Origin of the sequence: Maritalea porphyrae (genome assembly GCF_030159895.1) — a bacterium.
GTDB lineage: Bacteria > Pseudomonadota > Alphaproteobacteria > Rhizobiales > Devosiaceae > Maritalea > Maritalea porphyrae.
Genome location: NZ_BSNI01000001.1, coordinates 354,076 through 380,697 on the forward strand (window position 1 = coordinate 354,076; position 26,622 = coordinate 380,697).

Consider the following 26,622-nt stretch of genomic DNA (forward strand, 5'->3'; position numbering starts at 1 on the left):
TGCTGGAACATCGTGCAATCGACCTTGTCTTGGCTTGATTGTCTCACCACATATATTCGGCGATTTTGCCGGCTACCTGTTCAGGAGAACATGAATGGCGACTAAGGCTCAGAAAGAAACTGAGAAGCCAGAATCAGGCGAAAGCCAAGACGGACCACTTCTCGATCTTTCCGCTTCCGCGGTCAAGAAGATGATCAAGCTCGCGAAAAAACGCGGCTATGTGACCTATGATGAGCTCAACGAGGTGATGCCTTCTAACGAAGTATCCTCAGAGCAAATCGAAGATGTGATGGCAATGCTCTCTGAAATGGGCATTTCTGTGATCGAAGAAGATGAAGTTGAAGAGCACGAAGCAGAGCAGCGTGCGAAATCAACCAGCACAGAAGTTGCCGTTGCGACAGGCACCGCAATTGCGTCCAAATCAAACGCACGCGAAGGTTCCGATCGAACGGACGATCCTGTTCGCATGTATTTGCGTGAGATGGGCACCGTTGAGCTTTTGAGCCGTGAAGGTGAGATTGCGATTGCCAAGCGGATCGAAGCTGGTCGTGAGACCATGATCGAAGGCTTGTGTGAAAGCCCGCTGACGTTCCAGGCGATTATTATTTGGCGTGATCAGCTCGCGGAAGGCGAGATTTTGCTGCGCGATATTATCGATTTGGAAGCAACATATGCTGGCCCAGACGCCAAGCAAGCTGAACCAAACGTTCACAGTGACAATCAGGCCGCAAACGCAAATAACGAGTCTTCGGATGAAAAAGCTGAAGGCGAAGAGGGCGAAGGCGGCGACGATGACGACGAAGATGATGACGAGTTTGAAAATAACTTGTCTTTGTCTGCGATGGAAGCGGAGCTGAAGCCACAAGTCGTTGAGATTTTTGATCTGATTGCGAGTACCTATTCGAAATTGCGCAAGTTGCACGACGAACAGGTTGAATTGCGTCTTGCATCCAAAGAGTTGTCACCAGCCCAGCAGAAGAAGCTTGCGGCGTTGCACGTTGAGGTGATCAAGGAAGTTAAATCCTTGTCACTACACAATGGACGTATCGAAGCGTTGGTTGAGCAGCTTTATGACATCAACAAGAGTTTGGTACGCATCGAAGGCCGGCTGCTGCGTTTGGCTGAAAGCTATGGCATTAAGCGCCTAGACTTCTTGGAGCAATATCAGGGTTCAGAACTTGATCCAGAGTGGATTGATCGCGTCTCGACGCTTCCAACACCGGGCTGGACGAATTTTGCAATCGCCGAACGTGACACGATTGAAGAGTTGCGAGACGAAATCAAAACTCTAGCGCAAGAAACAGGCGTTGATATTGCTGAATATCGCCAGCTTGTGCACAAAGTGCAAAAGGGTGAGCGAGAAGCTGCGATTGCTAAGAAGGAAATGGTGGAAGCCAACCTTCGTTTGGTGATTTCAATCGCGAAGAAATACACAAACCGTGGCTTGCAGTTCTTGGATTTGATCCAAGAGGGCAATATCGGCTTGATGAAGGCGGTTGATAAGTTTGAGTATCGCCGTGGTTATAAGTTCTCGACTTATGCGACTTGGTGGATCCGCCAAGCGATTACGCGTTCGATTGCTGACCAAGCACGTACGATCCGTATTCCGGTGCACATGATTGAGACAATCAACAAGATTGTCCGCACGTCGCGCCAGATGCTGCACGAGATTGGTCGTGAGCCGACACCAGAGGAATTGAGCGAAAAGCTTCAAATGCCTTTGGACAAAGTGCGCAAGGTTCTCAAAATTGCTAAAGAGCCCATTTCTCTTGAAACGCCAATTGGTGATGAGGAAGATAGCAACCTTGGTGACTTTATTCCGGATAGCAATGCGATCCAGCCGATTGATGCAGCGATCCAGTCGAACTTGCGTGAGACAACCACACGAGTCCTTGCATCGCTTACGCCTCGTGAAGAGCGTGTGTTGCGGATGCGCTTTGGTATTGGCATGAACACTGACCATACTTTGGAAGAAGTTGGCCAACAGTTCAGCGTTACGCGCGAACGTATTCGTCAGATTGAGGCGAAGGCGTTGCGTAAGTTGAAGCACCCAAGTCGCAGTCGCAAGCTGCGCTCATTCCTCGACAACTAGTCGAGCATTGAGTTCTGAATTGATCAAGGGCCCCGCTGGGGCCCTTTTTTGTTTCTCAAGCAGCGTCCGACATTTCTTTTTGAGATCGGTCTTTTTGCCATTTGTATAAGGACAGCATAATCGGCGCCAATTCTTTGCCGGTGCGCGATAGCGAATAGAAGACACGTGGTCGGTTTTCGTTTGTTGGACGTCGCACAACGATCCCGTCGTTTTCCAATTCTCTCAATTGTTCTGTCAGCACCTTTTTGCTCGCCTTAGGCAAGGCGCGGCAAATGTTGGCAAAATGCAGTTCGTCCTGAGCCAGCAAATGTAATATGATTGGCTTCCACTTTCCAGAGAATGCCCCGACGGCGGCGGCCACGGGGCAGCTTGTTGGGTCATCTGCATAGAGTTCTACTGGATCAATCATCTCGTTTCCTTTAGTCGCCTCACGGATGAATATATTTCACGCAAAGTGGTTTTGCCATAGGGCACAAAATTGTAACGGATTGCGTGAGATCTGTTTCTGACTAGTGTCTCCGCGATTACCGCAATGGAGCTTGGAAATGAAATACAAAATTGGTCGCGTGCCGGTGATGAAATTTGGCATGGTCAATGCCTTTATTCTTCAATCTGAAATGGGGACCATTTTAGTGGATACAGGGGTGCCAAATTGTGAAGCACGTTTTGCCGCCGCGCTCGCAAAAATGGGTTTGACCCTTTCAGATGTTAGTTTGATCGTTGTAACCCACGGCCATTTTGACCATGCTGGCAACGCCGACAAATTGCGAAAACTATGTAATGCGCCTGTGTTGATCCATGAGCGCGAAGCGAAGTTTTGCGCGGGCGAAGAGAAGATGAAATTGTGTCCAACTGGCTGGGTTGGCAGATTGCTCTATCAAACAGGTGCGCCGCAATCTCCTTTCAGCTATTTTCAGCCTGAAATCACTGTGCAAGGTGATGATCGGTTTGATCTATTGCCGTATGGCATACCCGGTTACGTCACACCGACGCCCGGCCATACGCCGGGGTCGATCTCGGTTGTGTTGGAGGATGGCAATGCCTTTGTCAGTGATATGGTTGCATCTGGGCTGGGCTTGGGTGGGATAATTCCAACAGGAGTTGCTAAACGGCCCCCTTTTGAAGAGCAACCTCAACAAGTGGCGACAGAGCTTGAGCGATTGCTTGGCGCTGGGGTAACACAATTTCACCTTGGACACGGTTTCAAGTTGGGCGCTCATGCAATTGAGCGACATATCAAACGATTAAAGACGCTTTAGGTTTAGATGCCAAACAGCGCATTGAGCTTGTCGAGATTGCCCAAAAGGACGGCAGTTCAATCTCCATTTGATCTCTCATTCTAGGATGTTTGATCGATTTGGGTCTAAGTGATTCAAATGACTCAAATAATTGGCTGTGTGTCATTCATGTCGGAATTGAAGCCTAAAAAATCACTGCGATTTGCCGCGAAATCGAAATATGAATCTTAATCAGTGGCTTATTGCCGTTTGTTGAATCAATTTCAGAGCAAAAAGGTGCCATCAAATAAACAGGGCTTTTGAAATGCAACGAAATGAGTAGGGCGTGCGAATGCTTGCTACGAAAAGGAAAATAACGATTCTAGATCAGAAGGTTATTTTGATTTATTGAATCAATTCATGAGGATAGCAGAATGCTCTTGCTTTGGTTTTTAGCTAAGAAGTCTTCGCAAATGATTAATGCTGGATACATTGTATTTAACAATTCAGCAGGTTTTTGATACTCGTCTAGCGCTGGCCAATTGAAATAATTGTTTGTAAGAAGATGCACCAATGGTGAGAAAGTTGGGTTGCGTCTTGTACAGTCTAAGTAGCAAAATTAGCGTGTTGTTGTTGGCAGCCGGTGACGGCGCGCGATGGCGGAACTTCATGAAAGTTCCAAAGTTCATGGTGCCGATCGATGGTGTGCCTCTGGTCGAAAACACAATTGCTCGATTGCGCAAGCTGGGGGTTCAGTCCATCGAGTTATTGGTTCGACGCGACGACCTTACCGCGGTGATGCAGAACGCCGTAGCAATTGACCCCAATCCCACAAACTCAGACGCTGACAAGTTCCTATCATCGCGCGACTTGTGGAACGCAGATGGCCAGACGGTGTTGGCTTTTGCTGATGTTTATTATTCAGATTGTGCGCTAAATGAAATGTTGGTTTGTGTACCAAATACAATCAGATTTTTAGGTCGAAATCGTGAAAGTAGCTTCACAGGTTGTGACCACGGTGAAATATTTGCAGTAAGTTTTACTTCAGAAAACCACAATGAACTTGATCAAGTGTTGCGGACATTTGGTACGGGGCAATCTCGACCATCGGGGTGGCAGCTTTATCGCAAGTTTTTGGCAACGGCTGCTTTGCCGGGCAAGCCGAATGTGAGCTTTGTGCATATTGATGATTTTACCGAAGACTTTGATTTGCCGCGAGACTACAAAAATTGGCTGGCGCGATGGCAGGATAAAGCGAATGCATTTGTGGCAAAAAGACGGGTTAAGGAACATCGCAACTTGATTTTTGGTGCGATATTGGGGACGGTAATGACATTAATTGGCGTAATCATCGTCAATGTCTTGTACTAAGCTGTTCAAAAGAATTTGCGATTACGCGACCAATTTGTATCGCGATTGAAAGGAACTTCATGTCGTTTTTGAAAAAGCTCTTTGGAATGGGTGATACTGCTGGCGCACCTGCGGGACCAAAGGTTTTGGGCGAAGAAAGCCACGAAGGGTATGCGATAAAGGCGATCGAGATGAAAGCTGGATCAGAATACCAACTTGCCGGCCTAATCGAAAAAGAAATCGATGGCGAACTGAAGTCCTCACAATTCATTCGAGCCGACCGATTGGCGAGTGCGGATATGGCGAGCACGGCCGCGATTGACAAAGGCAAGCAGATTATAAAAGAGCAGGGCGACGCGCTCTTTTCATAAAGCTCGCAGGTTTAAGCCGCGTCTTTTGTAGGTTGGGCAGTGGAATCCGATTGGCTCAATTGTAGACTTGCCAAGAACCCCAATGCTGGGAACAGCGTGAAGACAAAAAGTAACCCCGCGCCCGCTGACTTGGCTGCTTCGGGAGAAAAGACCTTGCCGCTGTCTGCGCCTTCAAACAACCCCAATGCTAATGCGATGAAGCCCGCCATTGCGGCGCCGACGACTGCACCAGTGAATTGAATTGGAGCCATCGCACCTGAAGCAATTGATTTATGCTCTGATGGACTTTGTGTCATTATTGTTTGCCTTAGCAAGGGGCTAGATGATCCGAAGCCGGCGCCAATGGCAATCAATCCAGCGGTCACAACAAGATATAGGCCTTGTGATATCCCTATGGCGGCGATGAGATAACCTGCAAATATGGCGGCAGAACCAAGTTTGATAGAGATGAGGCGGCGATGTTCGTCTTTGATGTTGTTGGACATCCAGGCAAAAACTGTCCAGGAAAATGCGATAAGGGCGACGGTGTATCCAGCTGTAAGAGGCGTTAAGTCCCAAACTGATTGCAGAATGGCCACCATATAGATGTTGGTGGCGCTGGAGCCGAGTGCAAATAGGCCAAGGGCTAAAAAGGCGCGACCCATATTGGTTTTGAGTGAAAACAGATTGGGCGGCATAAACCGCTCAACGGCTTTTTGGTCAAATGTGGCGAAGGCCACAAGCAATACACTTGCGAGCGCGATGATAGCGCCAAGCAATACTAGATCTTGGACTTGCCCGGCAAAGCCGACAATAAGCAATGCTGCAAGCAAGAGAACCAAGCGCTTTAAAGGAAATGGCGGATTTTCGCTCGGGCGCTCAGTCTTTGGCAAGAAACTGACCGCCAGCACAAGCAAAAGCCCGACGAGCGGCAGGTTAAAAAGAAATGCAGCGCGCCAGGATACGAATTGTGTGAGCGTGCCGGCAAGTGCAGGGGTCGCAGCAGCGGCAACCGACCAAAGTGTTGATGATAGGGCCATCATGCGTGGTAAGAGTCTCTGCGGCAGATGGTCTGAAAGCGCCACATACAACAACGAAATAAGCATGCCTTCTGACAGCCCCTGAATGCCACGTGCAAAGATGACGATTGTGAGATTGTCGGCTATGCCGCCAATTGTTGAGCCTGCTGCAAGCAATAGACTTGCGCTAATGAAAATCGGCCGGGTGCCGAACCTTAACTTGAAGTTGCCAGCTACAATTCCTGCACAGATTGACCCAACTTGATAAAGGGCGAATAACCAGAACATATATTGTGCGCCGCCTAAGCCTAGCACAATGGATGGGGCTATAACTGCGGTGACATAGCCATTCACCGCGTGAGACAAGACCACCAAAATGTTGACCAATGTAAGCGGCAGAAAAGCGTTGGAGAATAGGCCGTTTTCGGATCTATCGTGTGGGGCAAATTCAGTCATAAAAATACGAAAAACTCGAAAAGCTTAAAGAGGACCTGCAACTACATCCTGTTTGGTGTGCAGCGCAGAATCGTCGAGAGGTAGCAATAAGGACAAGATCATAGCAGGCAAACTGACGAGAAAGAAGACAAGGTACAGTGTGGGCGCGACTTGGATGGCGATCTGTGCATCGATGATACCAAACTCTGGGCTGCCGCCAAAAAGGCCAAATGACAATGCTAGAATGCTGCCGAACGCTGCGCCAATTGCGCTTGCGGCACTGTCAATTGGTGGCAGCATTGAAGTGGTTCGGTCTTTTTCAGGGTTTGGTGCGGCTTGCATAATCTTTTTGTCCAAAAACATGGTTGCAGTGCCAAGACCAGCACCTGTTAAAGCTAAGCCAAGTGCAACAATGGCTAGATCGGAATTGGCCATGCCGATCGCGATTAGTGGGAAGCTGAGGCAAATCATTGATATGCCGAGCCGAATGCAGAAAAGCTGGTTCTTGAGCGTTGTGACGCCTGAAAGGCCCCAAGCGACAAACGACCAGCTGGCCGCTAATATGGACGCAACATAACCCGCGTTCATCGGGTTCAGCTCCCAAATGCCTTGGATGAGCGCAACCGCGTAAACGGCGTGTCCGCCCAATGGAACGCTGATAAATATACTAATCCAAACACCAAGCCCAACAGAGCCCGAAAAGCCAAACATAGATTTGGGCAACAATCGATTGTTGGCTTGCCTATCGCTTTTTACCGCAAACAGCAGGATCGCGACTGAAATTGCTATTACCGTTGCGATATGGGTTGGTTGCGTAAGTTGGCCAGTTAAGCAAATGCCTGTGATGGCAAAGACAAAAATGGACAAGCGCAACAATGGAATAGATTTCGTGTTGGATCGATCGATCTGCTGTTTGACTGAAAATCTCGATTGGATGACCAATGTCGCTGCAATTGCTAAGTTGACAAGAAAGGCGCTGCGCCAACCAAAGTTTGCTTCCAACGCTCCGGCAACGAGAGGTCCGACGAGTGATGCCACGGCCCAAACAATTCCCAATAAACCAATCATGCGGGTCATGAGGTTGTTCTTGTAGCTTTCGGACAAGATAATGTAAGCGAGCGATATCAACATGCCTTCTGCAAAACCTTGGATGCCGCGTCCAATAACTAGAAAAACGAAATGGTTTGCAAAGCCAGCAAAACAAGAGCCGACTACCAATAGGCCAGACGCAAAGTAAACTGTGTGTCGACCGCCTAGCTTTGCCTTTATTTGTGCAGAGCCCATGCCACCTACAATCGCAGCTATTTGGAACAGAGCTAGCGCCCAATACATGAGTTCTTTGCCGCCGATATCTGCAACAATAGTGGGTAGAACGGTTCGCGTGACGAATAGGTTGGTGGCGTGTGAGCCGACAGATAGTATTAGCGTCAGGGTGAGCAGTGCGCGCCCCTCAGTGAATAGGTCGATCAGTTTCACGTGTGCATTTGCACCATTTGCAGCAGATGAATCGACCATCATCTAGCGATGTTCGCATAGATTTCGTGATTGGATTGAATTTGCTGGCATTGTGCGCAAATAGAGTTGCCCTGTTTGCCGGCGGGGGCAAATGTGCCAGAAAACAGGGCGTAGCGACGGACTTGCGAACCAAAGGGGGAAACAGCTCTAGGGAGAGTGTTCTTTGAAAATGCGCGCATAATGTCCTCGCTAATTAAATAATATTTATCTTTCTTTATTGGTGATAGGTGAGATTATTTGACAAGTCAAATCTTTTTTTATTAATGTGGCGCAACCAACAATAGTATTGGATTGTCATGTCCGACGAAAAGACCATTGAGCGACTACTATTTCTAATCAAGACGCGGGGTCCCCAAACTGCGGTTGCATTGGGTGAGCTGGTTGGCACTACTTCGGTTGCGGTGCGTCAACATATGGAAAAACTCGCGCAGCAGGGGCTGGTGATTAGCGAGGACCGCCGCGAGAGCGTTGGCCGCCCGAAAAAGTATTGGCAGCTCACTGAACAAGGCAATTCGCGATTTCCCGATCGGCACGCAGACTTGACGCTTGAGATGATCAACTCCGTTGTCGAAACGTTCGGCGAAGAGGGATTGAATAAACTCATCAACAAGCGCGAAAAGCGTTCTTTGGAAATATACAAACCGCAAGTTGAGAAGTCAGACTCATTAGCAAACAAGGTGAAAACACTCGCTAAAATCCGTGAAGCCGAGGGCTATATGGCGGAAGTTGAGCAGGTTGAAGGTGGCTTTTTGTTGCATGAAAACCATTGCCCAATTTGTATTGCGGCGACATCTTGCCAAGGTTTTTGCAGGTCAGAATTGCAGCTCTTCCAAGAGGTGTTGGGCGATAATGCCGAGATCAATCGCGAAAGCCATATTGTGTCGGGTGCGCGCCGCTGTACCTATCGAATTGTTGAAAAGACTTCATAGCTCTATTTATGCCGCAAACTGTGACTAGGTTTGCTGGTGGATAGTTTTGGAGGAATATTTTGTGACATTTGAATATTTTTTGACCTGCATGGTGGTGATTTTGATTCCTGGCACTGGCATGGTGTACGCCATTGCAATGGCAATCGCTGGTGGTTGGCGCACCGGTTTAGTTGCGGCATTTGCCAGCACCATGGGCATTGTACCGCATTTGATGGCGGCGATTTTTGGCCTTGCTGTCTTGATGCATACTAGTGCCGTGGCGTTTCAGTTCGTTAAATATGCGGGTGTGGCTTACCTGATATACCTTGCATGGCAGACATTGCGTTCAGCTGGGCCGATTAAGTTGGATGACAAGCCACGTCAGGTGCCATCGATGCTACAAGTCATCGCTTCTGGCATTGCAATAAACTCGCTAAATCCCAAATTGTCGTTGTTTTTTATGGCCTTTTTACCACAATTTGTGAATGTGAGTACCGCGAACAGCACAGTTGAAATGCTGGTGTTAGGTGCAGTGTTTATGGCGTTGACCTTTTTGGTGTTTGCTGTTTTTGCCGTGCTCGCTTTCTCAATTCGGCAGCTTTTGACAAACTCGCCGACTTTTATGCGTTGGTTCAGACGCACTGTGGCGGTAAGTTTTGGGCTGCTGGCTGCCAAACTGGCTGTTGGCGAGCAATAGTCAATATATATCTAGTTGCGTCTCGACAAAGAATCCCGTCGCCTGGCGGGATTTTTTGCTGTAATGCAACTTTCTAATTTTCGCGATAGAATGCGAAAGTCCAACTTTGCGCTGGTACAAAGGAACGTTGCTGGTGGCTCCATCGAAATCAAGTTTGCCAAAAATAAGTGTCGGTCATGAAGAGTGGGTATCATTTCCGGAATTGGGATTGCCTGCAGTTTTGGCAAAAGTAGATACTGGGGCAAAAACCTCGTCTTTGCATGCATTCGCATATGAGGAAGTTGAAGAAGACGGGCAGCGGATGATCCGTTTTGGTGTTCAGCCAGTGGTCGAACGACCAGATCTGCAAATTTGGTGCACGGCACCTTTGGTTGCATACCGTGAAATCATATCATCTAATGGTATCGCAGAAATGCGCCCCATAGTGCGCACGACGCTCAGAGTTGGCGATCATCAATGGGAAATTGAGTTGTCACTAACCGACCGCGAGTCAATGAATTACCGGAAATTGCTCGGTCGGACAGCAATGGAAGGACGTATTGTTGTTGACCCAATTGCCGTGCGCATCAATGGCGACCTAGATGTGTCTGCTTATGATGAACTTGCGTCAGCGGTCCCTGAGCATCGGCTAAGGTTTGCTATTTTGAGCAAGGAACCCAAAAACTACTCTAATAGGCTGTTGATCAAGGCAATTAAAGCGCATGGCATTGAAGTGGAGGTTTTGGACCCAACGCGTTGCCATGTGGACATCAACGAAGGAAAGGCTGAGATCTTCTACAAGGGAAATATCCTCGAACCCTTTGATGCAATTGTTCCACGCTTTGGTTGGTCGACGACAAATTACGGTTTGTCAATTGTGCGGCAATTCGAATTGAATGGCGCATTTTGTTTAAACAATGCAGCGGCAATTGGTGCGTCGCGGGACAAGGTCCTAGCAGTGCAACTGCTGGCAAAAGCAGGGGCCGCAATGCCACAAACAGCCTTTGCTCACACGTCTATTGACATGAAGAAGTCGTTTGACCGACTGAAAGAATTGCCGTTTTTGCTGCGCTTTCTGGATGGTGCTCAGAGCCGGGGCACAGTTATTGGGGAAACTCTACAGGCCGCAAGAGGTGCGTTGTCTAGCTTCCGCCAATTGCGCTCAAGTGTTTTGGTCCGTGGCGAGGCAGAAGGTGGTGGGCGGAATCGAGTGCGTTGCTTGGTTCTAGGTAACAAAATTATCGGCGCATTTCGATATGATGGCGAACTAATTAGCGAAGAAACACCCGACTATTCGAAGGTCAAAATCACCAAGAAAGAGCGCATTTTGGTCCTCAAAGCTGCAAAAGTGCTTGGTTTACGATTTGCTGGTGTGGATCTGGTAAGATCCAAAAATGGAACTTTGGTGTTGGATGTTGTTCCTTCGCCGGGATTAGAAGCGTTTAACGCCGTAGCTAAAATTGATGTGGCGGACGAAATTGTCGAGTATGTTGTGCGCTATTCGCGATTGCCGGCAGGTGTGGCGAAGCGCAAACGAGGATAAAAGGCGTCGGGGGAAAGGAAATGCAATGCGATTGATTTTGATATTACCCCTGTTTTTGACACTACTTGGATGCGTGCAGCGCTTGGGCGATGAACCTGAGATTTTTGATATTGTTCGCAGCAATGATGCGGCGCAGCTGTCTTTTCTAATTGCTGATGGTGCTGACCCAAACATGGTCAATGGGGTTGGACATCCTTTGGTATTTGTGGCGACCGGTCCGAAGGGAGGATTTTCCGTTTTGGACGTTCTGCTTGCAGCAGGTGCCAATCCAAATGTAGCTATTCCTAATGGACGAACCGCACTTCACAACGCTGCTGGCTGGTGTAGCGTAAATGCTGTGATCACTCTGTTAAATTACGGAGCTGACCCTCACGTGGCTGCAAATGATGGACGAACAGCACTGGACGCTACTTGCAGTGCGCCGCAAGACAGGCGACAAGAGGTCGTGAGAGTTTTGCGCGAGGCGATGAGTAGATAATGAATCAGTTGATGGAACTTGCACCCATGGCATTATGGCTAGTGGGTGCAGGCGTTGCGGGCGGGCTTATGGCTGGCTTGCTTGGTGTTGGTGGCGGCATTATCATGGTGCCTGTCATGGCGACGATTTTTCAGTTAATGGGGATGCCGAACGAGCTGATCATGCATGTCGCAGTTGCAACATCACTTGCGGTCATTGTACCCACTGGATTGTCCAGTGCGCGATCTCATGCCAAACGCGGCGCAGTATCTAAGGATCTATTGTTGCTTTGGGCACCTGCGATGGTGGTCGCTTCATTTATTGGCGGCATAAGTGCCGGGTTCTACTCAGCGTTCGTACTGCGCATCATATTTGGTGTGATGGCCTTCTTCATTGCGGTCAACTCAGTTGTGCCACTGCAAAAGAAGCTGATGAGCGGTTTATCGGCATCGCCAATTACCCACCGCATGAGCGCTGCATTTATTGGTTATGTTTCTTCGCTTATGGGGATCGGCGGTGGCTCGCTCAGCGTTCCAACAATGACTGCGCTTGGCACGCCTGTGCATACCGCAGTTGGCACGAGTTCCGCGCTTGGCGTGTTCATTGCGCTACCTGCAGCAATTGGGTTCGTTATTTCGGGTTGGAACGTTGCTGATCTACCGCAATTCTCGCTTGGCTACCTGTCATTGCCTGCAATGGCGTCGCTAGCTATCGGCGCTATCTTGTTTGCCCCGGTGGGCGCGTTTATTGCGCATAAGCTTTCTGCGACTTTGTTGAAACGCGTATTGGCGGTGTATTTGTTAATTGTTGGAACGCGCATGATTATCCAAGCGCTGTTTGGATAAGAAAAAGGCGGCTTCGAATGCCGCCTTATCTAGCTCGAGTTATTGTGAGATTTCCCACGTCACATTGACGGTGATTGAGTAGTCAATTTCACCGGCTTGCATGGGGACAACATCTGCGCTCATCATTTCCATACGCGCCATGTTTTTGAATTGCGGCGGTGAATAGCCTGTATTTTCAGAAATGTTGATTATTCGGCTAAGCTCAACATTTGCGGCGTCTGCGTAAATGCTGGCGTTTTTGATCGCCTCTTTCATAGCTTCTTTGCGCGCTTGATCGAGCAGTTTGCCGGGGTCGGATACCGCAAAGGTAACCCCATTGATCGAGTTCGCGCCGACAGAGACTGATTTGTCTAAAACAATGCCCAAATTGTCGAGGTCGTAAACGCTAACGGTCACCATGTTGGTGACGCGATAGCCATTGATTTTGGGCGGCAACACGTAACCGTTTTGATCGCGTTTGTCCGAGTGAACGTAGTTTGGTTGTACCGAAAATCCTGAGGTTTGAATGTGGCGGTTTTCAATGCCCGCATCCTCAAGAACCGCAATAAGGGCAGACATTGCTTCATTATTTGCCGATAGGGCTTGGCGTGCGGTTTCTCCCTGTGTGACGACACCTGAAGTTACCGTTGCCATATCCGGCGCCGCGGTTGCAGCGCCCGAAGCTGAAATATTAATTGTTGCTGGCTGAGCGTGATCCTGAGCAATTGCAGGCAGGCTCGAAAGTGCGCAGATCAGCGCAACAGGAATTGGCAAAACACGCTTAAACATCTTAATCTCCATAGAAAATGTCGTGCAAATGTGATGCCACTTCATTACGGCCCGATTTGGGCAATCATTCGGTTTGTCGCAATTTGACGTGTCAGATTATCTTGCAGACGAGTTTATGCGTTAGCTGAACGTACCATGCACCGCACTGATAATGTCGCGAACGCGTTCGTCGGCGAGTGAATAGTAGATTGCTTTTCCATCTCGGCGCGTTTGAACGAGGCCCTCTTGGCGGAGCCTTGCGAGCTGCTGAGACACGGCTGCTTGGCGTGCCTCCAAAAGGTCTTCAAGTTCTGAAACCGATGCTTCTCTTTCTGAAAGACGACATAGAATCATCAGTCGGCCTTCATGAGCAATCGCTTTGAGCAAAGACGATGCTTCGCCGGCGGAATAATAGAGATCAGTCGAGAAGGATGGTGCAGTGTTTATTTCGCTTGAATTTAAAGACATAAAAATCCGCTTTCAGGGCAGTATGGCCCCAATTGTCAATTGAAATTTATTACAATTATGACGGCGCAGTGTCAGTAGATTGATTAGTTGGCGTTCTGTGCGGTCATATGATTCTTACTCTATAGAGTGAAAATCATACTCATCCTATTCAATTATATTAATGTGATCAATGGGGTAAATTTGGCTTTTAAAATCTGCATAGGCTTGCTATTAGCATGCTCGGGTTGGGCCTGTAGCTCAGTTGGTTAGAGCCGACCGCTCATAACGGTCTGGTCGTAGGTTCGAGTCCTACCGGGCCCACCATTTTTTCTGACCGCAAATTATCTGTCATCACCTATGCGGATTGCGTCTTTACAATATAGGCTTCTATCGCACGCTTTTGCGCTTCATCGACTCGCAGGCCCATCTTGGTTCTGCGCCACAAATAGTCGTCCGCGGTTCTAACCCATTCATTTGCGATGACCCAATCGAGTTCGCTGGCGTAAATGCCTTGTCCGAAGTCTTTGCCCAAGTCTTTGACGTTTGTTGCGTCTTTTGTGAGTGTGAATGCATCGGTGCCATAGGCGCGGATGAGCCTTTGCGCAGTCTTATGCGAGAGGTCCGGAATTTGTTTCTGCAGTCGGTCAGCGAGTTCCTGGATTTGGTGGTGTTGGAAATCACCGCCAGGCAGTGCAACCCGCTTGGTCCATTTTTCTCCAATTTGAGGGAAGAAGTGTTCGAACTTGGCAATTGCTGATTCTGCCAAGCGTCGGTAGGTCGTGATTTTGCCACCAAAGATGTTTAGGGCAGGGGCTTGGCCGGTTTCATTGAGTTTAAGCACATATTCGCGCGTGGCCGCCGTACTTGAAGACGCATTGTCATCGTAAAGTGGGCGGACTCCCGAGTAGGTCCAGACAATGTCATCGCGCTTGATTGGCTTTTTGAAGTATTGAGATGCAAATTTGCATAAATATTCTTGTTCTTCAGGCGTGCATTCGGGCTGGGTGCGGATGTCGTCATGGTCCTGATCTGTGGTGCCGATTAGCGTGAAGTCCTGCTCATAGGGGATGGCAAAGATAATCCGTCCATCTTCACCTTGGAAGAAATACGCTTTGTCATGATCAAATAGTTTTTTGGTGACGATGTGTGATCCTCGGACCAGACGAATGCCTTCGTTGGTTTTGATGTGCGCAATGCCGCGAATAATGTCTTCAACCCAAGGCCCTCCAGCATTCACCAGCAGCTTCGCGCTGAAAACTTTTGTTTTGCCAGTGAGTTGGTCTTCCGTTTTAATGGTCCACACACCATTTTTTGACGTGGCATCAACAACCTTAGTGCGCGTCATGATTTTTGCGCCGCGATTTTCCGCATCGCGCGCGTTCAGCACAACTAGACGTGAATCCTCGACCCAGCAGTCCGAATATTCATAGGCGCGTTCAAACTTTTCCTTTATTGGCTTGCCTTCGGGCGAAGTCTGCAGATTTAGCGTAATGGTGCCTGGCAGTATTTCGCGTCCGCCAAGATTGTCATACATGAACAATCCAAGGCGAATAAGCCAAGCGGGGCGTTGTCCTTTCATCCAAGGCATAAAGGTTGTGAGCAGCTTGGATGTGGGTGTGTTGCTTTCGAAGCGCATATCCTGGTGGTAGGGCAACACAAAGCGCATTGGCCAAGAGATATGCGGCATGGCGACGAGCAGGTTTTCACGCTCAATTAGGGCTTCGCGCACCAGACGAAACTCGAAATACTCAAGATAGCGCAATCCACCGTGAAAGAGTTTGGTTGAAGCCGACGAGGTGGCTGACGCGAGATCATTCATTTCTGCTAACGCGACGGACAAACCGCGTCCTGCCGCATCGCGTGCAATACCGCAGCCATTTATGCCGCCTCCAACGATGAAAAGGTCGTAAATCTGTTCGTTGTCAGACGTGCTCATTGATTTGATCCTGCTACTAGAATTTGTGTACCGGCGTCGCGCGCTGCTTGGGCAAAGGCGTTGGAAGGTTCTGCGTCCATCACAACGAAATCAACTTCATCGATTGAGGCGATGCGCACCGGGGCGTTGATTTCAAATTTGGATTGGTCGGCGACCAAGATACGCGTGCGCGCGTTTTTTAGAATGGCCCGTGCTACGGCGACTTCGCGCGAATCAAAATCAAGAATCGATCCATCATCATCAATGGAGGACGCGCCAATTACCGCATAGTCAGCTTTGTAACGAGAAATGAATTCGACGGCTTCTTCACCAACAACTGCCCCATCGCTTTGTCGAACCATGCCGCCCACTTGAATAAGTGAACTCAGATTGGCGCTCTGCATAATTGAAATTATGTTGATGTTGTTGGTGATTACTTTGAGGTTTTGATGGCCAGCAAGGGCTGTTGCCACTTGTTCCGTTGTGGTGCCAATGTTGAGTATGACTGAGCTAGCGTCGGGGATCAATTCGGCTGCTTTTTTGCCGATTGCGCTTTTGGCTGCAATATTGTTCATGCGCCGCGCTTCGTAGCTAAGGGAAGCAGTGGAGGCGAGGCGTCGGGCGCCGCCATGCATACGTGTGGCAAGTCCACGTTGGCACAAGGTCGCAAGATCTCGCCGCACGGTTTGTTCAGTGACGTCGAAAGAATTAGCAAGGGAGATAACATCAACTTGACCCAATTCATTGAGCATCTCGATTATCTTTTCGAGTCGTTCAGGCTGCTGCATTCGATTTCTCCTTGCGAAAGTCGAAGGTAACTTAGTATGTTCAAACGAACTTGTAAATTGTGAAAATGAACATTGGTGTTAACCTGATTACGAAAAAAGCTAGTAAAAACAATAAAAACAGTTCTACTAAAAAAATAGTTTGACAAATTTAATAGTTCGAATGAATATTGTTGCAGCTAGAGTGATCTGGCTGGAATTTAATGGGAGGACAAGATGAAGAAGCATCTTCTCTGTGCAGTAGCGGTTGCGGCCGTGCTCGCAGGTACTGGATCGGCGTTTGCTGGTCCCGACGAGGCAAAAAAATGGATTGACGCTGAATTTCAGCCGTCCGTTTTGTCAAAATCAGAACAAATGAATGAAATGCAGTGGTTCATTGATGCTGCCAAACCTTACGCGGGTTTGGAAATCAATGTGCTGTCTGAAGGCATTCCCACGCACTCATATGAGTCCGAAGTTCTGACCAAGGCATTTGAGGAAATCACTGGCATTAAAGTCAATCACCAGATTTTGGGTGAGGGCGAAGTGGTGCAGGCGGTTCAAACGCAAATGCAAACCAAGCGTAATCTTTATGATGCCTATGTGAATGACAGTGACCTAATCGGCACGCACTCACGTTTGCAGCTCGCTTATAACCTTTCAGATTTCATGGCTGGCGAAGGTGCTGATGTCACCAACCCAATGCTTGATCTGGACGACTTTATGGGCACGCAGTTTACTACTGGTCCAGATGGCGATCTTTATCAATTGCCAGATCAGCAATTTGCCAACCTTTATTGGTTCCGCAAGGACTGGTTCGATCGTGAAGACATCAAAGCAGCTTTCAAAAAAGAATATGGTTATGATCTAGGCGTTCCAGTGAACTGGTCAGCTTATGAAGATATCGCTGAGTTCTTTACAACGAAGGTTGTCGATATTGATGGCACCACAGTCTATGGACACATGGACTATGGTAAGCGTGCGCCTGACCTTGGTTGGCGGATGACTGATGCTTGGCTTTCAATGGCTGGCGCTGGTTCAAAAGGTGAGCCAAACGGTGTGCCGATTGATGAGTGGGGCATTCGCATGGAAGAGGGTTCTTGTAACCCTGTTGGTGCATCCGTAACACGCGGCGGAGCTGCAAACGGCCCAGCGGCTGTTTATGCGATCCGTAAATGGGACGAATGGTTGCGTGCATATGCGCCTCCAGGTGCTGCAGCGTTTGATTTCTATCAGTCGCTACCAGCATTGAGCATTGGTAACGTTGCCCAGCAAATCTTCTGGTACACAGCGTTTACCGCCGACATGGTGAAGCCAAAATCTGAAGGCAACAACACTGTCGATGACGAAGGCAATCCACTATGGCGTATGGCTCCAAGCCCACACGGTCCATATTGGGAAGAGGGTCAAAAAGTTGGCTATCAAGATGTGGGTTCATGGACAATCCTGAAATCTACACCACTTGATCGTGCAAAAGCTGCTTGGCTCTATGCTCAGTTTGTTGTGTCTAAAACGGTTGACGTGAAAAAGTCTCACGTTGGTTTGACCTTCATTCGCGACAGCTCGGTAAATCACGAGAGCTTCACTGAACGTGCGCCAAAACTAGGTGGCTTGGTTGAGTTTTATCGCTCACCTGACCGCACTGCGTGGTCACCAACAGGCATCAACGTGCCTGATTATCCAAAGCTTGCCCAAATTTGGTGGCAGCAAATTGGTGACGTGAACTCTGGTGCTTTTACACCGCAAGAAGCCATGGATCGTTTGGCTGAAGAAATGGACATCACAATGGCCCGTATGCAGGCAGCAGACGAAGCCGCTGGCGTCTATGGTGGCTGTGGCCCACGTCTGAATGAAGAGCGTGATGCTGAGTGGTGGTTCGCCAATGGTGGCGCGAAGCCAAAACTAGAGAATGAGAAGCCTCAGGGTAAAACCATTCGCTATGAGGACCTCGTTGCACGCTGGAATTCGAACTAGTCGAACTCCCGTCAGAACATCTCTGACCCTGTTAGCTGGGGCCTTCGGGCTCCAGCTTCTTAGAGAGATTTCCCAACTTCAATTTGTTCACGATGAAGTTGAAGGCTGAAGCACAAAAAGGCTTTCCAGCAAAAGAATTAGAGTAGGTGTGCAATGGCACTCGAACTTAGAAACATCACCAAGCGTGTCGGGGGGGATCTTCACATCAAGCCCACCAATCTCGTCTTGGAAACCGGACACTTCAATGTGCTGTTGGGTGAAACTGGGGCGGGGAAAACGTCGCTGATCAAGCTGATGGCGGGCCTCGATCCTATCGCTTCTGGCCAACTGTTCATGGATGGCGAAGACGTGACGGCGCAGAATACCCAAACTCGGAACATATCTTTGGTGCATCAGTTTTTTGTCAATTACCCACATATGACGGTTTTTGACAATATCGCGTCTCCCTTGCGCGTTGCTGGAATGGCCAAATCTGAACTTGAGGATCGCGTGGCTGAAGCTGCTGATATTTTGCAACTCAAGCCAATGCTTGATCGTCGTCCGCACGAATTGTCTGGTGGACAGCAGCAACGCTGTGCATTGGCACGGGCAATTGCGAAAGAAAGCAAGGCTGTTTTCTTGGACGAGCCTCTGGCCAACCTTGACTATAAGCTGCGCGAAGAACTTCGCGATCAGTTGCCGGAATTGTTTGCAGGACGTGGTGCGGTCGTAGTTTATGCGACGTCTGAGCCAGAAGAGGCTTTGTTGCTTGGAGGCAAAACAGCGTTGATGAACGATGGCTGTGTTGCTCAATTCGGCACTACCGCAGATATATATCGCAATCCTCAGACCTTGCTTGCAGCAGAAATTTTTTCCGATCCACCAATCAATGTGGCCGAGATCGAGAAGCGGGGCAATGAAGCCAAAATGGGCTTCAATATCTCCTGGCAATTGAAGGGAGATGCGGCGAACCTGGCTGATGGAAACTACAAGATTGCCGTTCGCGCAAATCATGTGCTGCCGTTTCAAACTGAAGAAGCAAGCGTGCCAATAACCGGGCATGTGCTTGTAACGGAGCTAAGTGGCTCAGAATCTAGTGCGCATTTCAAAGCCGAAATGGCGGACTGGGTCTCATTGGCGCGCGGCGTGCACCCTTATCACGTTGGCGAAGACCACCAGTTTTTCATGAACCCGTCTGAGTGCTTTGTATTTGCGCCTGATGGCACGCTGGTCGGATAGGAGACAATCATGGCTAAAATTACTCTGTCTCAATTGCGACATAGCTACTTCCCGAACCCGAGGGGGCCGGAAGATTATGCGCTAAAGCAAATAGATTTGGATTGGAACGATGGTGGCGCTTACGCGCTTCTAGGGCCATCGGGTTGCGGCAAGTCAACGCTGCTCAATATTATTTCTGGACTGCGTGTGCCATCAGAGGGCCGCATTTTGTTTGACGACAAGGATGTAACCCATCTTCCACCGGACCAACGCAACATCGCGCAAGTGTTTCAGTTCCCGGTGATCTACGACACGATGACGGTTTATGACAATTTGGCATTTCCATTGCGCAATCGTGGAATGGCGGAAGCCGATGTTGATGTTCGTGTACGACAAATTGCTGAAATGCTCGAAGTTAGCGATATGCTCAAACAACAAGCGGCAGGTCTGTCACCGGACAATAAGCAGAAGATTTCGATGGGTCGCGGGCTTGTGCGTGACGATGTGAATGTCGTGATGTTTGACGAACCACTCACTGTTATCGATCCACATCTAAAATGGAAACTGCGATCAAAGTTGAAAGAACTGCACCAGCGGATCAAAGCAACGATGATCTATGTGACGCACGACCAAACTGAGGCGCTGACTTTTGCCGATCAGGTGGTCGTGATGCAAGAAGGCGAGGTTGTGCAAATTGGCACACCGGTCGAGTTGTTTGAACGACCAACCCATACATTTGTTGGGCACTTTATCGGTTCGCCCGGCATGAATGTTTTGCCTTGTGATGTTAAAAATGGTGCTGCTTTCTTCAATGGCCAGCAAGTTCAGCTTGAAGGTGAAATTGTAAATGGCGCAGGCGGCAAAACTGAAATTGGCGTTCGGCCCGAATATGTATCGCTTGGCAAAAGTGGTTTGCAGGCGCGCGTACGCAAAGTGGCGGACGTGGGGCGGCACAATGTTGTTGAAGCGATGGTTGGCGATCAAAAGGTGGCAGCCATTGTGAAAGGTGAGGTGCCAAATCAGGGCGACGAAATTTTCCTTGATTTCAAGACTGAACAGACGCGGCTTTATGCCGATGGCTGGTTGGCAACCAATGCGCGGGGGGCAGCATAATGAAAACCGAAAATCAAAGAGCCTGGTTCTTCGTTTTGCCAGTTTTGCTGCTGGTGGCGTTTAACGCGTTGATACCGATGATGACGGTGGTGAACTACTCAGTACAAGAAACTTTCGGCAATAACTTGTTCTTCTGGCAGGGGTTGGATTGGTTTCAGAACCTAATGCGTTCTGAGCGTTTTCACGCAGCTTTAGGCCGCCAGTTCATGTTCACTGGTTTGATCTTGTTGATTGAAATCCCACTAGGCGTAGCGATTGCAATGTCGATGCCCCGCAAAGGATTTTGGGTGTCGATCTGCTTGGTAACAATGGCTTTGCCAATGTTGATCCCGTGGAATGTTGTTGGTGCAATGTGGAATATTTTCACTCTGCCTGACATTGGTTTGCTTGGCTACTTTTTGAACCACGTACTTGGTATTCCATACGACATGACGCAGAACATTTTTGCGGCGTGGGTCACAATCATCGTGATGGATGTATGGCACTGGACTTCATTGGTCGTGCTGCTCAGCTATGCTGGATTGGTTTCAATTCCAGAGGCTTACTATCAAGCCGCCAAAATCGATGGGGCGAGCAACTTTGCAGTGTTCCGTTTTATCCAACTGCCCAAGATGAAGAACGTGCTTACGATTGCTGTGCTGTTGCGCTTTATCGATAGCTTCAACATCTACACAGAGCCGTTTGTTTTGACTGGTGGCGGACCGGGTAACTCAACAACACTCTTGTCCATTGATTTGGTGAAGATCGCGCTTGGTCAGTTTGACCTTGGTCCGGCAGCCGCCATGTCCCTTATTTACTTCGCTATCACCTTGTTGGTCAGCTGGCTGTTCTTCACGCTGATGACCAAAGATGATGCGCGATAGGAGCGAAATGATGCAAAAACGATCAATTGTTACCATCGCTTATATTCTATTCTTGTTGCTGCCAATTTATTGGCTTGTGGCGATGAGTTTTAAGACCACGAATGAAATCCTTTCCGGATTTTCGCTGTTCCCTGAAACCTTCACTTGGGAAAATTATGCGGTGATTTTCACCGATCCCACTTGGTATATGGGCTACGTCAACTCGATTATCTACGTAACTCTGAACACAATCATTTCGATTGCCGTTGCCTTGCCTGCAGCGTATGCGTTCTCGCGCTATCGGTTCCTGGGCGACAAGCAGTTATTCTTCTGGTTGCTCACCAACCGGATGGCCCCGGCGGCAGTGTTTGCATTGCCATTCTTCCAGCTCTACTCATCAGTTGGGCTTTTTGACACCCACCTTGCTGTTGCGCTTGCGCATACACTTTTCAATGTGCCTTTGGCCGTTTGGATTTTGGAAGGCTTTATGGGCGGCGTGCCAAAAGAATTGGATGAAACGGCATATGTTGACGGATATTCCTTCCCACGGTTCTTCGTCACCATATTCATACCCTCCATCAAAGCTGGCGTCGGGGTCGCTGCATTTTTCTGCTTCATGTTTTCATGGGTGGAGCTGCTTTTGGGTAAAACGCTAACTGCAGTTGCAGCAAAACCCATCGCGGCAACCATGACTAAAACTGCGTCAAACGCGGGCTACGAATTGGGCCTGCTGGCCGCTGCTGGCACACTAACAATTATTCCAGGTGCGATCGTTATCTATTTCGTACGTAACTATATCGCGAAGGGCTTCGCGATGGGGAGGGTGTAATGCTGAGTTGGATGGCATGGACTTGGCCAACAGCGCTTTTGTTTGTTGGCATATTCTCCGCAATGGGTGTGCTGACGGTCTTGGAAATCCGCCACCCCGGTGGAGACGAACGAAAAGGCGCTTTGGGGTTGGTAACAACACGCGGAGACCGATTGTTCCTCACATTATTGGGTAGTGCCTATATTTTTCTCGCTTGGTTGGGGATTTTTGGAACGCCGCTATGGATACCGCTGGGAATAGCGATATGCTGGGGTACATTTTGTTTCTGGAAAGCGTGAGCACTTAGATGACTGCAAATTACATTCTGGCAATTGATCAGGGAACAACATCCAGTCGGGCGATTGTTTTTGATGATAGTTTGAAACCTCTTGCAACGGGTCAGGAAGAATTTGAGCAGATTTTTCCGCATTCGGGCTGGGTGGAACACAATCCAGAAGAGATTTGGTCAACAACAGTGGCCATGTGTCACGAAGCAATCGAGAAGCAACATCTTTCGCCGCGAGACATCGCGGCGATTGGCGTTACAAATCAACGTGAAACCACGATTGTTTGGGACAAGAACACTGGTCGTGCCGTTTACAATGCAATTGTTTGGCAAGATCGTCGGACTTCGGACTACTGTGAGCAATTGCGCATAGCAGGGCATAGCGAAGAAATTCGCCAGAAGACTGGGTTGCTGATTGATCCATATTTTTCAGCAACAAAAGTTCACTGGATTTTAGAAAATGTAGATGGCGTTCGTGAGCGGGCGGAAAATGGCGATTTGCTATTTGGCACTGTAGATTGCTATCTGATTTGGCGGCTGACAGGCGGTAAAGTGCACGCAACTGACGCGACAAACGCTGCACGTACAATGCTCTACAACATCAACGTTGGATGTTGGGACCAGGATTTGCTGTCGTTGTTTGGCATTCCACATAGTATGATGCCTGAGGTGAAGAACTGTTCAGATGATTTTGGCGTTACGCGCGATGATTTGTTTGGCGGTGTTGGCATTCCTATTCGGGGTGTTGCAGGTGATCAGCAGGCAGCAACGGTTGGGCAGGCATGTTTTCAACCTGGAATGGTTAAATCGACCTATGGAACAGGCTGCTTCGTATTGTTGAACACAGGCGACAAACCGGTTTTGTCAAACAACAGGCTTTTGACCACGATTGCCTACCAACTCGATGGCAAGCCGACATATGCGCTTGAGGGGTCAATATTCATCGCAGGGGCGGTTGTGCAGTGGCTGCGCGACGGGTTGAAGATGATCCGCACAGCTGCGGAAACGACACCGCTTGCCGAAGCGGCTGACGAAACCGAAAATGTGTACTTTGTACCTGCTTTTACGGGACTGGGTGCACCTTACTGGGATGCTGAATGCCGCGGTGCGATATTTGGTCTTACGCGTAATACCGGCCCAGAAGAAATTGCAAAGGCCGCACTTGAAAGTGTTGGTTTTCAGACACGCGACCTTATTGAAGCGATGAATGATGATTGGGGCGCGAAGGAGCAAACCGTACTGCGTATTGATGGCGGTATGGCCAATAGCGCTTATGCGATGCAGGCGCTAGCGAACCAGTTGCAAGCGCCTGTTGATCGACCAGAGGTTACCGAAACAACAGCGCTGGGGGCTGCTTACCTTGCCGGGTTAGCCGTTGGTTTGTGTGGTCGGCCTGAAGAGTTTGCGCAAAGCTGGGCGCTCGAGCATCAGTTTGAACCAAATGTTGAACCGGCTCTTGCGGATGAAAAATACGCTGGTTGGCAGCTCGCTGTGAAGCGGTTGTTATTCAAAGGATAGGCTGCAACTTAGGGTAGAGCTTGCCAATTGTGGCAAATGTATACTAAGTTTTTAGATAACGCATATGACAGAGCGAAAAAGTAATGGCCCGAAAACACGATCCTGATTTCCTAACGAGCGTAGAACTCGAGTTCATGAACGGACTTTGGACCATTGGTTCAGGTACGGTTCGTGAGATTATGGCCAACATGGACGCAGCGGTTGACCGGGCTTACACATCTGGCGCAACAGTTATGCGAATTCTTGAACAGAAGGGCTTCGTTTCAAGCGATAAGAAAGACCGAGCTTTGGTTTATTCTCCGCAATTGAGCAAAAACGAATACCAAGGGCGTTCTATTCGCCAAATGTCAAAATCATTGTTTGACGGTGCGCCAAGCGCTTTGGTTGCACGTCTCGTGGATGATGAAATGTTGACCGATGACATGATCGAACAGATCCGCAACATGCTCGATAACAAGCTAGAGAAAAGCGATGACTAGTGCGTTGGTGAATTACTACATTGATGCCAACATCGCCTTGCTCGCAGTGTTTGGCGTTTGGGTTGTTGTTCGATTTGTCTTAGCGCGTTTTGGCTATCGCTTTTCGTTTCAAGCTGAGCAGAACTTGATCATATCTTTTATGGGTCTTGCTATTTTGGGGCCATTTTTGGCGCGGCTTGGTGCTGGATTTCTCCCGGCACATGCAAATATCACGGACTGGCTGGTATCTTGGTACTTGAATGGTGGCGTGGATATGAGCGCCAAGCAGTTCCAAACCATTATCGGGGTCAAAGGCGCGGTTGTTGACGAACTCGTCCAACGCGACAGTTGGGTGACCAGCCTTGGTTTGGGGTTGGTTGTCGCTGCCTTCACCTATTTCATCATTCGGTTGGTCGGCAATGCGTTGAGCCTTCGCAACATCCTGGATCACAGCTTTGCACTGAGGCGACATGGTGCAGTACACATTGTCGCGTCGGACAGAACTGAGGTTCCATTCACAACGCGTGGTTTGCGTCAATTTTATGTGGTTGTTCCTGTCGAGATGATTGGCGACACATGGAAAATGAGAATTGCGATTGCGCATGAGATGCAGCATATTCGCCATGGTGATGTGACTTGGGAATATGTGTGGAGCCTCGTGCATCCATTGATGTTTTGGAATCCAGCATTTGGATTGTTCCGTAAACGTCTAAACGTCTTGCGCGAACTATTGTGTGATGCCGCATTGTTGGCGCGGCCCACCTTTAATAAGCGCCGATATTGTGAAACCTTATTGAGCGTTGCCAAGTCGATGACCGCAGCTCGTCAAAGTAACAATGCTTTGGCAGTGCCGTTTGTTGAGCCAAAACGTCATTTGGCGCGGCGTGGGCAATCCAGTCTTGAATATCGCATTCTTTACGCTTTGGAACTGCCGAGCGCGCATCGTAGTTTGCGTTTTGGTCATATTGGGATGTTGTTGCCGTTTGCGGCCGCTGCAATGCTTATTTTGCTCGTCTTACAACAACCCAGTGAGTGGAGCCACGATCGCATTATGCTTTCAACAATCGCCAATCTTGAGCATTTGCAGAGTTTGAATACCCCCACTAAATAACCTGCAGTGCGGTTCTTGCAAGCATGTCTTTGAAGGTATGCAGCAAGGACGACTTATCGCTGTTGGGTAGAAAGCTAACCGAAACATCGTATCCCGGCATATTCTTTGTCTCTGTAATTTCAATGTCTGAAGCTGCATTTGCACGGGCTGAAAAAATATCGACGATTGTGATGCCCATGCCCACCTTTACCAATGAAATGGCGGTGTGGTAGGTTTCAGTAGCGAGCTGTGGGCTCGCGGTAAGCCCAGCATTTTCCTTTGCCATGTCAAGCAATTGCCCTAGCGGCCCACTATCCGCGATTGATATAAAGTCTTCTTTTGTCACAAGTGAAATATCGGGTGTTTCTTTGACATCTGCTCGGTTGCGTGGGCTAACGACAACAAACCGACCGCGTCCAATTTTGTGTGTACGCATGGCGGGAAAGTCGCCACCATAGAATGAAAGCGCAATATCGATATCCTTACGCAATAAGGCTTCGCGCATCGTATCGTATCGCATCACGCTTGCGGAAATGGCGATATGGGGAAATACCTGACGCAGAGCGGCAAGTGCGAAAGGGAGCAGTTGGAATGAAAGGGCGGGCACAACGCCAATCTTCATATTAAGGCCGATACCTTCATTGATGTTCTCGCAAATCTGGCTGACGCGGTCGACTTGTTTCATAAGACTTTCTGTATGCGCGAACAGCAGTTTGGCTTCATGACTGGGTACAATGCGTTTGCCCTGTCGATGAAACAACTGGAAGCCAAGCTGGTCTTCTGCGTGTCGCAAAGCGGTGCTGACCGCCGGTTGCGAAATATTGAGCACACGGGCCGCAGCGCTAATTGAGCCTTCAACCATGATTGTGTGAAAAATTTCGATGTGCCTTAAGCGCATAAGATGATCCCTCAAATTTCGATTTATTATAACTTCAGATTATAAGAAGCCAATGTATTATTATTTACTTTTTGGTTAGGAATTGCATAGGCTGCGTGGATTGAGGGTGGACAGGGCGAGTGACGGTCGATGTTTCGACAAGTTCAAGTCAGCAGTTT

The 26,622-nt window shown here is 48.8% G+C and carries 26 protein-coding genes and 1 tRNA gene; 19 read left to right on the forward strand and 8 right to left on the reverse strand.

The window, feature by feature from the left end; translation table 11 throughout:
• Positions 1-94 precede the first annotated feature (94 nt).
• Positions 95-2,092, forward strand: a complete 1,998-nt coding sequence (gene rpoD, locus QQL65_RS01795; RefSeq protein WP_284361477.1) for an RNA polymerase sigma factor RpoD — start codon at positions 95-97, stop codon at positions 2,090-2,092.
• A gap of 55 nt (positions 2,093-2,147) precedes the next feature.
• Here the strand turns inward: rpoD and QQL65_RS01800 are convergent, their stop codons facing one another.
• Complete coding sequence (locus tag QQL65_RS01800) at positions 2,148-2,501, reverse strand: winged helix-turn-helix transcriptional regulator (protein ID WP_284361479.1); 354 nt, start codon at positions 2,499-2,501, stop codon at positions 2,148-2,150.
• A gap of 136 nt (positions 2,502-2,637) precedes the next feature.
• Between QQL65_RS01800 and QQL65_RS01805 the strand changes: the two genes are divergently transcribed.
• The 3 genes from QQL65_RS01805 to QQL65_RS01815 all read left to right on the forward strand — a co-directional run bounded on the left by QQL65_RS01805 (position 2,638) and on the right by QQL65_RS01815 (position 5,030).
• Positions 2,638-3,351: an MBL fold metallo-hydrolase gene (locus QQL65_RS01805; protein WP_284361481.1), complete on the forward strand. Its 714-nt coding sequence runs from the start codon at positions 2,638-2,640 to the stop codon at positions 3,349-3,351.
• Between the two features lie 531 nt (positions 3,352-3,882).
• Positions 3,883-4,680, forward strand: coding sequence for an NTP transferase domain-containing protein (locus QQL65_RS01810; protein ID WP_284361483.1), 798 nt, complete (start codon positions 3,883-3,885; stop codon positions 4,678-4,680).
• Between the two features lie 59 nt (positions 4,681-4,739).
• On the forward strand, positions 4,740-5,030 hold the full coding sequence (locus QQL65_RS01815; protein WP_284361485.1) for an HlyU family transcriptional regulator: 291 nt from the start codon (positions 4,740-4,742) through the stop codon (positions 5,028-5,030).
• 11 nt (positions 5,031-5,041) lie between these two features.
• Here QQL65_RS01815 and QQL65_RS01820 read toward each other — a convergent pair whose 3' ends face one another.
• Together QQL65_RS01820 and QQL65_RS01825 are read right to left on the reverse strand one after the other, a co-directional pair.
• Positions 5,042-6,484 carry an MFS transporter gene (locus tag QQL65_RS01820; RefSeq protein ID WP_284361486.1) on the reverse strand — a complete coding sequence of 481 codons (1,443 nt, stop codon included), beginning with the start codon at positions 6,482-6,484 and terminating at the stop codon, positions 5,042-5,044.
• 24 nt (positions 6,485-6,508) lie between these two features.
• Positions 6,509-7,981, reverse strand: a complete 1,473-nt coding sequence (locus QQL65_RS01825; protein ID WP_284361489.1) for an MFS transporter — start codon at positions 7,979-7,981, stop codon at positions 6,509-6,511.
• A 293-nt stretch (positions 7,982-8,274) separates the two neighbouring features.
• On the opposite strand from QQL65_RS01825, the gene QQL65_RS01830 reads away from it, so the two are divergent.
• The 5 genes from QQL65_RS01830 (at position 8,275) to QQL65_RS01850 (ending at position 12,407) form a co-directional block, all read left to right on the forward strand.
• Positions 8,275-8,907, forward strand: coding sequence for a helix-turn-helix transcriptional regulator (locus QQL65_RS01830; protein WP_284361492.1), 633 nt, complete (start codon positions 8,275-8,277; stop codon positions 8,905-8,907).
• A 61-nt stretch (positions 8,908-8,968) separates the two neighbouring features.
• A complete protein-coding gene (locus QQL65_RS01835; protein ID WP_284361495.1) occupies positions 8,969-9,583 on the forward strand; it encodes a LysE family translocator in 615 nt (204 codons plus the stop codon).
• 133 nt (positions 9,584-9,716) lie between these two features.
• Entirely contained in the window at positions 9,717-11,105 is a 1,389-nt protein-coding gene (locus tag QQL65_RS01840) for a RimK family alpha-L-glutamate ligase (RefSeq protein ID WP_284361498.1), read from the forward strand.
• A 25-nt stretch (positions 11,106-11,130) separates the two neighbouring features.
• Positions 11,131-11,583: an ankyrin repeat domain-containing protein gene (locus QQL65_RS01845; protein WP_284361501.1), complete on the forward strand. Its 453-nt coding sequence runs from the start codon at positions 11,131-11,133 to the stop codon at positions 11,581-11,583.
• Entirely contained in the window at positions 11,583-12,407 is an 825-nt protein-coding gene (locus QQL65_RS01850; RefSeq protein ID WP_284361504.1) for a sulfite exporter TauE/SafE family protein, read from the forward strand. Before QQL65_RS01845 ends, QQL65_RS01850 begins: the two co-directional genes overlap by 1 nt.
• A gap of 39 nt (positions 12,408-12,446) precedes the next feature.
• Here the strand turns inward: QQL65_RS01850 and QQL65_RS01855 are convergent, their stop codons facing one another.
• Together QQL65_RS01855 and QQL65_RS01860 are read right to left on the reverse strand one after the other, a co-directional pair.
• On the reverse strand, positions 12,447-13,175 hold the full coding sequence (locus QQL65_RS01855) for an SIMPL domain-containing protein (protein ID WP_284361507.1): 729 nt from the start codon (positions 13,173-13,175) through the stop codon (positions 12,447-12,449).
• Between the two features lie 120 nt (positions 13,176-13,295).
• The gene (locus QQL65_RS01860) at positions 13,296-13,622 is read right to left on the reverse strand and encodes an ArsR/SmtB family transcription factor (RefSeq protein WP_284361510.1); all 327 of its coding nucleotides are present in this window, start codon (positions 13,620-13,622) and stop codon (positions 13,296-13,298) included.
• A gap of 226 nt (positions 13,623-13,848) precedes the next feature.
• Between QQL65_RS01860 and QQL65_RS01865 the strand changes: the two genes are divergently transcribed.
• Positions 13,849-13,925: transfer RNA gene (locus tag QQL65_RS01865), tRNA-Ile, on the forward strand.
• A gap of 31 nt (positions 13,926-13,956) precedes the next feature.
• Here the strand turns inward: QQL65_RS01865 and glpD are convergent.
• Together glpD and QQL65_RS01875 are read right to left on the reverse strand one after the other, a co-directional pair.
• Positions 13,957-15,537 (reverse strand): glycerol-3-phosphate dehydrogenase, encoded by a 1,581-nt coding sequence (gene glpD, locus QQL65_RS01870; RefSeq protein ID WP_284361515.1) that lies wholly within the window; start codon positions 15,535-15,537, stop codon positions 13,957-13,959.
• Entirely contained in the window at positions 15,534-16,304 is a 771-nt protein-coding gene (locus QQL65_RS01875) for a DeoR/GlpR family DNA-binding transcription regulator (protein WP_284361517.1), read from the reverse strand. Before QQL65_RS01875 ends, glpD begins: the two co-directional genes overlap by 4 nt.
• Positions 16,305-16,517: 213 nt before the next feature.
• On the opposite strand from QQL65_RS01875, the gene QQL65_RS01880 reads away from it, so the two are divergent.
• From QQL65_RS01880 to QQL65_RS01920, 9 genes are all read left to right on the forward strand, one after another.
• Positions 16,518-18,254 carry an ABC transporter substrate-binding protein gene (locus QQL65_RS01880; RefSeq protein ID WP_284361519.1) on the forward strand — a complete coding sequence of 579 codons (1,737 nt, stop codon included), beginning with the start codon at positions 16,518-16,520 and terminating at the stop codon, positions 18,252-18,254.
• 153 nt (positions 18,255-18,407) lie between these two features.
• Entirely contained in the window at positions 18,408-19,472 is a 1,065-nt protein-coding gene (locus tag QQL65_RS01885) for an ABC transporter ATP-binding protein (protein ID WP_284361522.1), read from the forward strand.
• A 9-nt stretch (positions 19,473-19,481) separates the two neighbouring features.
• Positions 19,482-20,564 (forward strand): ABC transporter ATP-binding protein, encoded by a 1,083-nt coding sequence (locus tag QQL65_RS01890; protein WP_284361525.1) that lies wholly within the window; start codon positions 19,482-19,484, stop codon positions 20,562-20,564.
• Positions 20,564-21,427 (forward strand): carbohydrate ABC transporter permease, encoded by an 864-nt coding sequence (locus QQL65_RS01895; RefSeq protein WP_379863071.1) that lies wholly within the window; start codon positions 20,564-20,566, stop codon positions 21,425-21,427. Before QQL65_RS01890 ends, QQL65_RS01895 begins: the two co-directional genes overlap by 1 nt.
• A 10-nt stretch (positions 21,428-21,437) precedes the next feature.
• Positions 21,438-22,235 carry a carbohydrate ABC transporter permease gene (locus tag QQL65_RS01900; protein WP_379863073.1) on the forward strand — a complete coding sequence of 266 codons (798 nt, stop codon included), beginning with the start codon at positions 21,438-21,440 and terminating at the stop codon, positions 22,233-22,235.
• Complete coding sequence (locus QQL65_RS01905; RefSeq protein WP_284361528.1) at positions 22,235-22,513, forward strand: DUF2160 domain-containing protein; 279 nt, start codon at positions 22,235-22,237, stop codon at positions 22,511-22,513. Before QQL65_RS01900 ends, QQL65_RS01905 begins: the two co-directional genes overlap by 1 nt.
• 8 nt (positions 22,514-22,521) lie before the next feature.
• The gene (glpK, locus tag QQL65_RS01910; protein WP_284361530.1) at positions 22,522-24,018 is read left to right on the forward strand and encodes a glycerol kinase GlpK; all 1,497 of its coding nucleotides are present in this window, start codon (positions 22,522-22,524) and stop codon (positions 24,016-24,018) included.
• An 83-nt stretch (positions 24,019-24,101) separates the two neighbouring features.
• The gene (locus QQL65_RS01915) at positions 24,102-24,497 is read left to right on the forward strand and encodes a BlaI/MecI/CopY family transcriptional regulator (protein WP_284361532.1); all 396 of its coding nucleotides are present in this window, start codon (positions 24,102-24,104) and stop codon (positions 24,495-24,497) included.
• The gene (locus QQL65_RS01920; RefSeq protein ID WP_284361535.1) at positions 24,490-25,587 is read left to right on the forward strand and encodes a M56 family metallopeptidase; all 1,098 of its coding nucleotides are present in this window, start codon (positions 24,490-24,492) and stop codon (positions 25,585-25,587) included. The genes QQL65_RS01915 and QQL65_RS01920 overlap by 8 nt, the downstream gene beginning before the upstream one ends.
• Here QQL65_RS01920 and QQL65_RS01925 read toward each other — a convergent pair.
• The gene (locus QQL65_RS01925) at positions 25,580-26,464 is read right to left on the reverse strand and encodes a LysR family transcriptional regulator (protein WP_284361537.1); all 885 of its coding nucleotides are present in this window, start codon (positions 26,462-26,464) and stop codon (positions 25,580-25,582) included. The genes QQL65_RS01920 and QQL65_RS01925 overlap by 8 nt on opposite strands.
• Positions 26,465-26,622 lie beyond the last annotated feature (158 nt).

Bases quoted from the DNA above. Each gene is read 5' to 3' on its own strand.
- rpoD (WP_284361477.1), top strand. From the start codon at position 95: ATGGCGACTAAGGCTCAGAAAGAAACTGAGAAGCCAGAATCAGGCGAA.
- QQL65_RS01800 (WP_284361479.1), bottom strand. From the start codon at position 2,501: ATGATTGATCCAGTAGAACTCTATGCAGATGACCCAACAAGCTGCCCC.
- QQL65_RS01805 (WP_284361481.1), top strand. From the start codon at position 2,638: ATGAAATACAAAATTGGTCGCGTGCCGGTGATGAAATTTGGCATGGTC.
- QQL65_RS01810 (WP_284361483.1), top strand. From the start codon at position 3,883: ATGGTGAGAAAGTTGGGTTGCGTCTTGTACAGTCTAAGTAGCAAAATT.
- QQL65_RS01815 (WP_284361485.1), top strand. From the start codon at position 4,740: ATGTCGTTTTTGAAAAAGCTCTTTGGAATGGGTGATACTGCTGGCGCA.
- QQL65_RS01820 (WP_284361486.1), bottom strand. From the start codon at position 6,484: ATGACTGAATTTGCCCCACACGATAGATCCGAAAACGGCCTATTCTCC.
- QQL65_RS01825 (WP_284361489.1), bottom strand. From the start codon at position 7,981: ATGATGGTCGATTCATCTGCTGCAAATGGTGCAAATGCACACGTGAAA.
- QQL65_RS01830 (WP_284361492.1), top strand. From the start codon at position 8,275: ATGTCCGACGAAAAGACCATTGAGCGACTACTATTTCTAATCAAGACG.
- QQL65_RS01845 (WP_284361501.1), top strand. From the start codon at position 11,131: ATGCGATTGATTTTGATATTACCCCTGTTTTTGACACTACTTGGATGC.
- QQL65_RS01850 (WP_284361504.1), top strand. From the start codon at position 11,583: ATGAATCAGTTGATGGAACTTGCACCCATGGCATTATGGCTAGTGGGT.
- QQL65_RS01855 (WP_284361507.1), bottom strand. From the start codon at position 13,175: ATGTTTAAGCGTGTTTTGCCAATTCCTGTTGCGCTGATCTGCGCACTT.
- QQL65_RS01860 (WP_284361510.1), bottom strand. From the start codon at position 13,622: ATGTCTTTAAATTCAAGCGAAATAAACACTGCACCATCCTTCTCGACT.
- glpD (WP_284361515.1), bottom strand. From the start codon at position 15,537: ATGAGCACGTCTGACAACGAACAGATTTACGACCTTTTCATCGTTGGA.
- QQL65_RS01875 (WP_284361517.1), bottom strand. From the start codon at position 16,304: ATGCAGCAGCCTGAACGACTCGAAAAGATAATCGAGATGCTCAATGAA.
- QQL65_RS01880 (WP_284361519.1), top strand. From the start codon at position 16,518: ATGAAGAAGCATCTTCTCTGTGCAGTAGCGGTTGCGGCCGTGCTCGCA.
- QQL65_RS01885 (WP_284361522.1), top strand. From the start codon at position 18,408: ATGGCACTCGAACTTAGAAACATCACCAAGCGTGTCGGGGGGGATCTT.
- QQL65_RS01890 (WP_284361525.1), top strand. From the start codon at position 19,482: ATGGCTAAAATTACTCTGTCTCAATTGCGACATAGCTACTTCCCGAAC.
- QQL65_RS01895 (WP_379863071.1), top strand. From the start codon at position 20,564: ATGAAAACCGAAAATCAAAGAGCCTGGTTCTTCGTTTTGCCAGTTTTG.
- QQL65_RS01900 (WP_379863073.1), top strand. From the start codon at position 21,438: ATGCAAAAACGATCAATTGTTACCATCGCTTATATTCTATTCTTGTTG.
- QQL65_RS01905 (WP_284361528.1), top strand. From the start codon at position 22,235: ATGCTGAGTTGGATGGCATGGACTTGGCCAACAGCGCTTTTGTTTGTT.
- glpK (WP_284361530.1), top strand. From the start codon at position 22,522: ATGACTGCAAATTACATTCTGGCAATTGATCAGGGAACAACATCCAGT.
- QQL65_RS01915 (WP_284361532.1), top strand. From the start codon at position 24,102: ATGGCCCGAAAACACGATCCTGATTTCCTAACGAGCGTAGAACTCGAG.
- QQL65_RS01920 (WP_284361535.1), top strand. From the start codon at position 24,490: ATGACTAGTGCGTTGGTGAATTACTACATTGATGCCAACATCGCCTTG.
- QQL65_RS01925 (WP_284361537.1), bottom strand. From the start codon at position 26,464: ATGCGCTTAAGGCACATCGAAATTTTTCACACAATCATGGTTGAAGGC.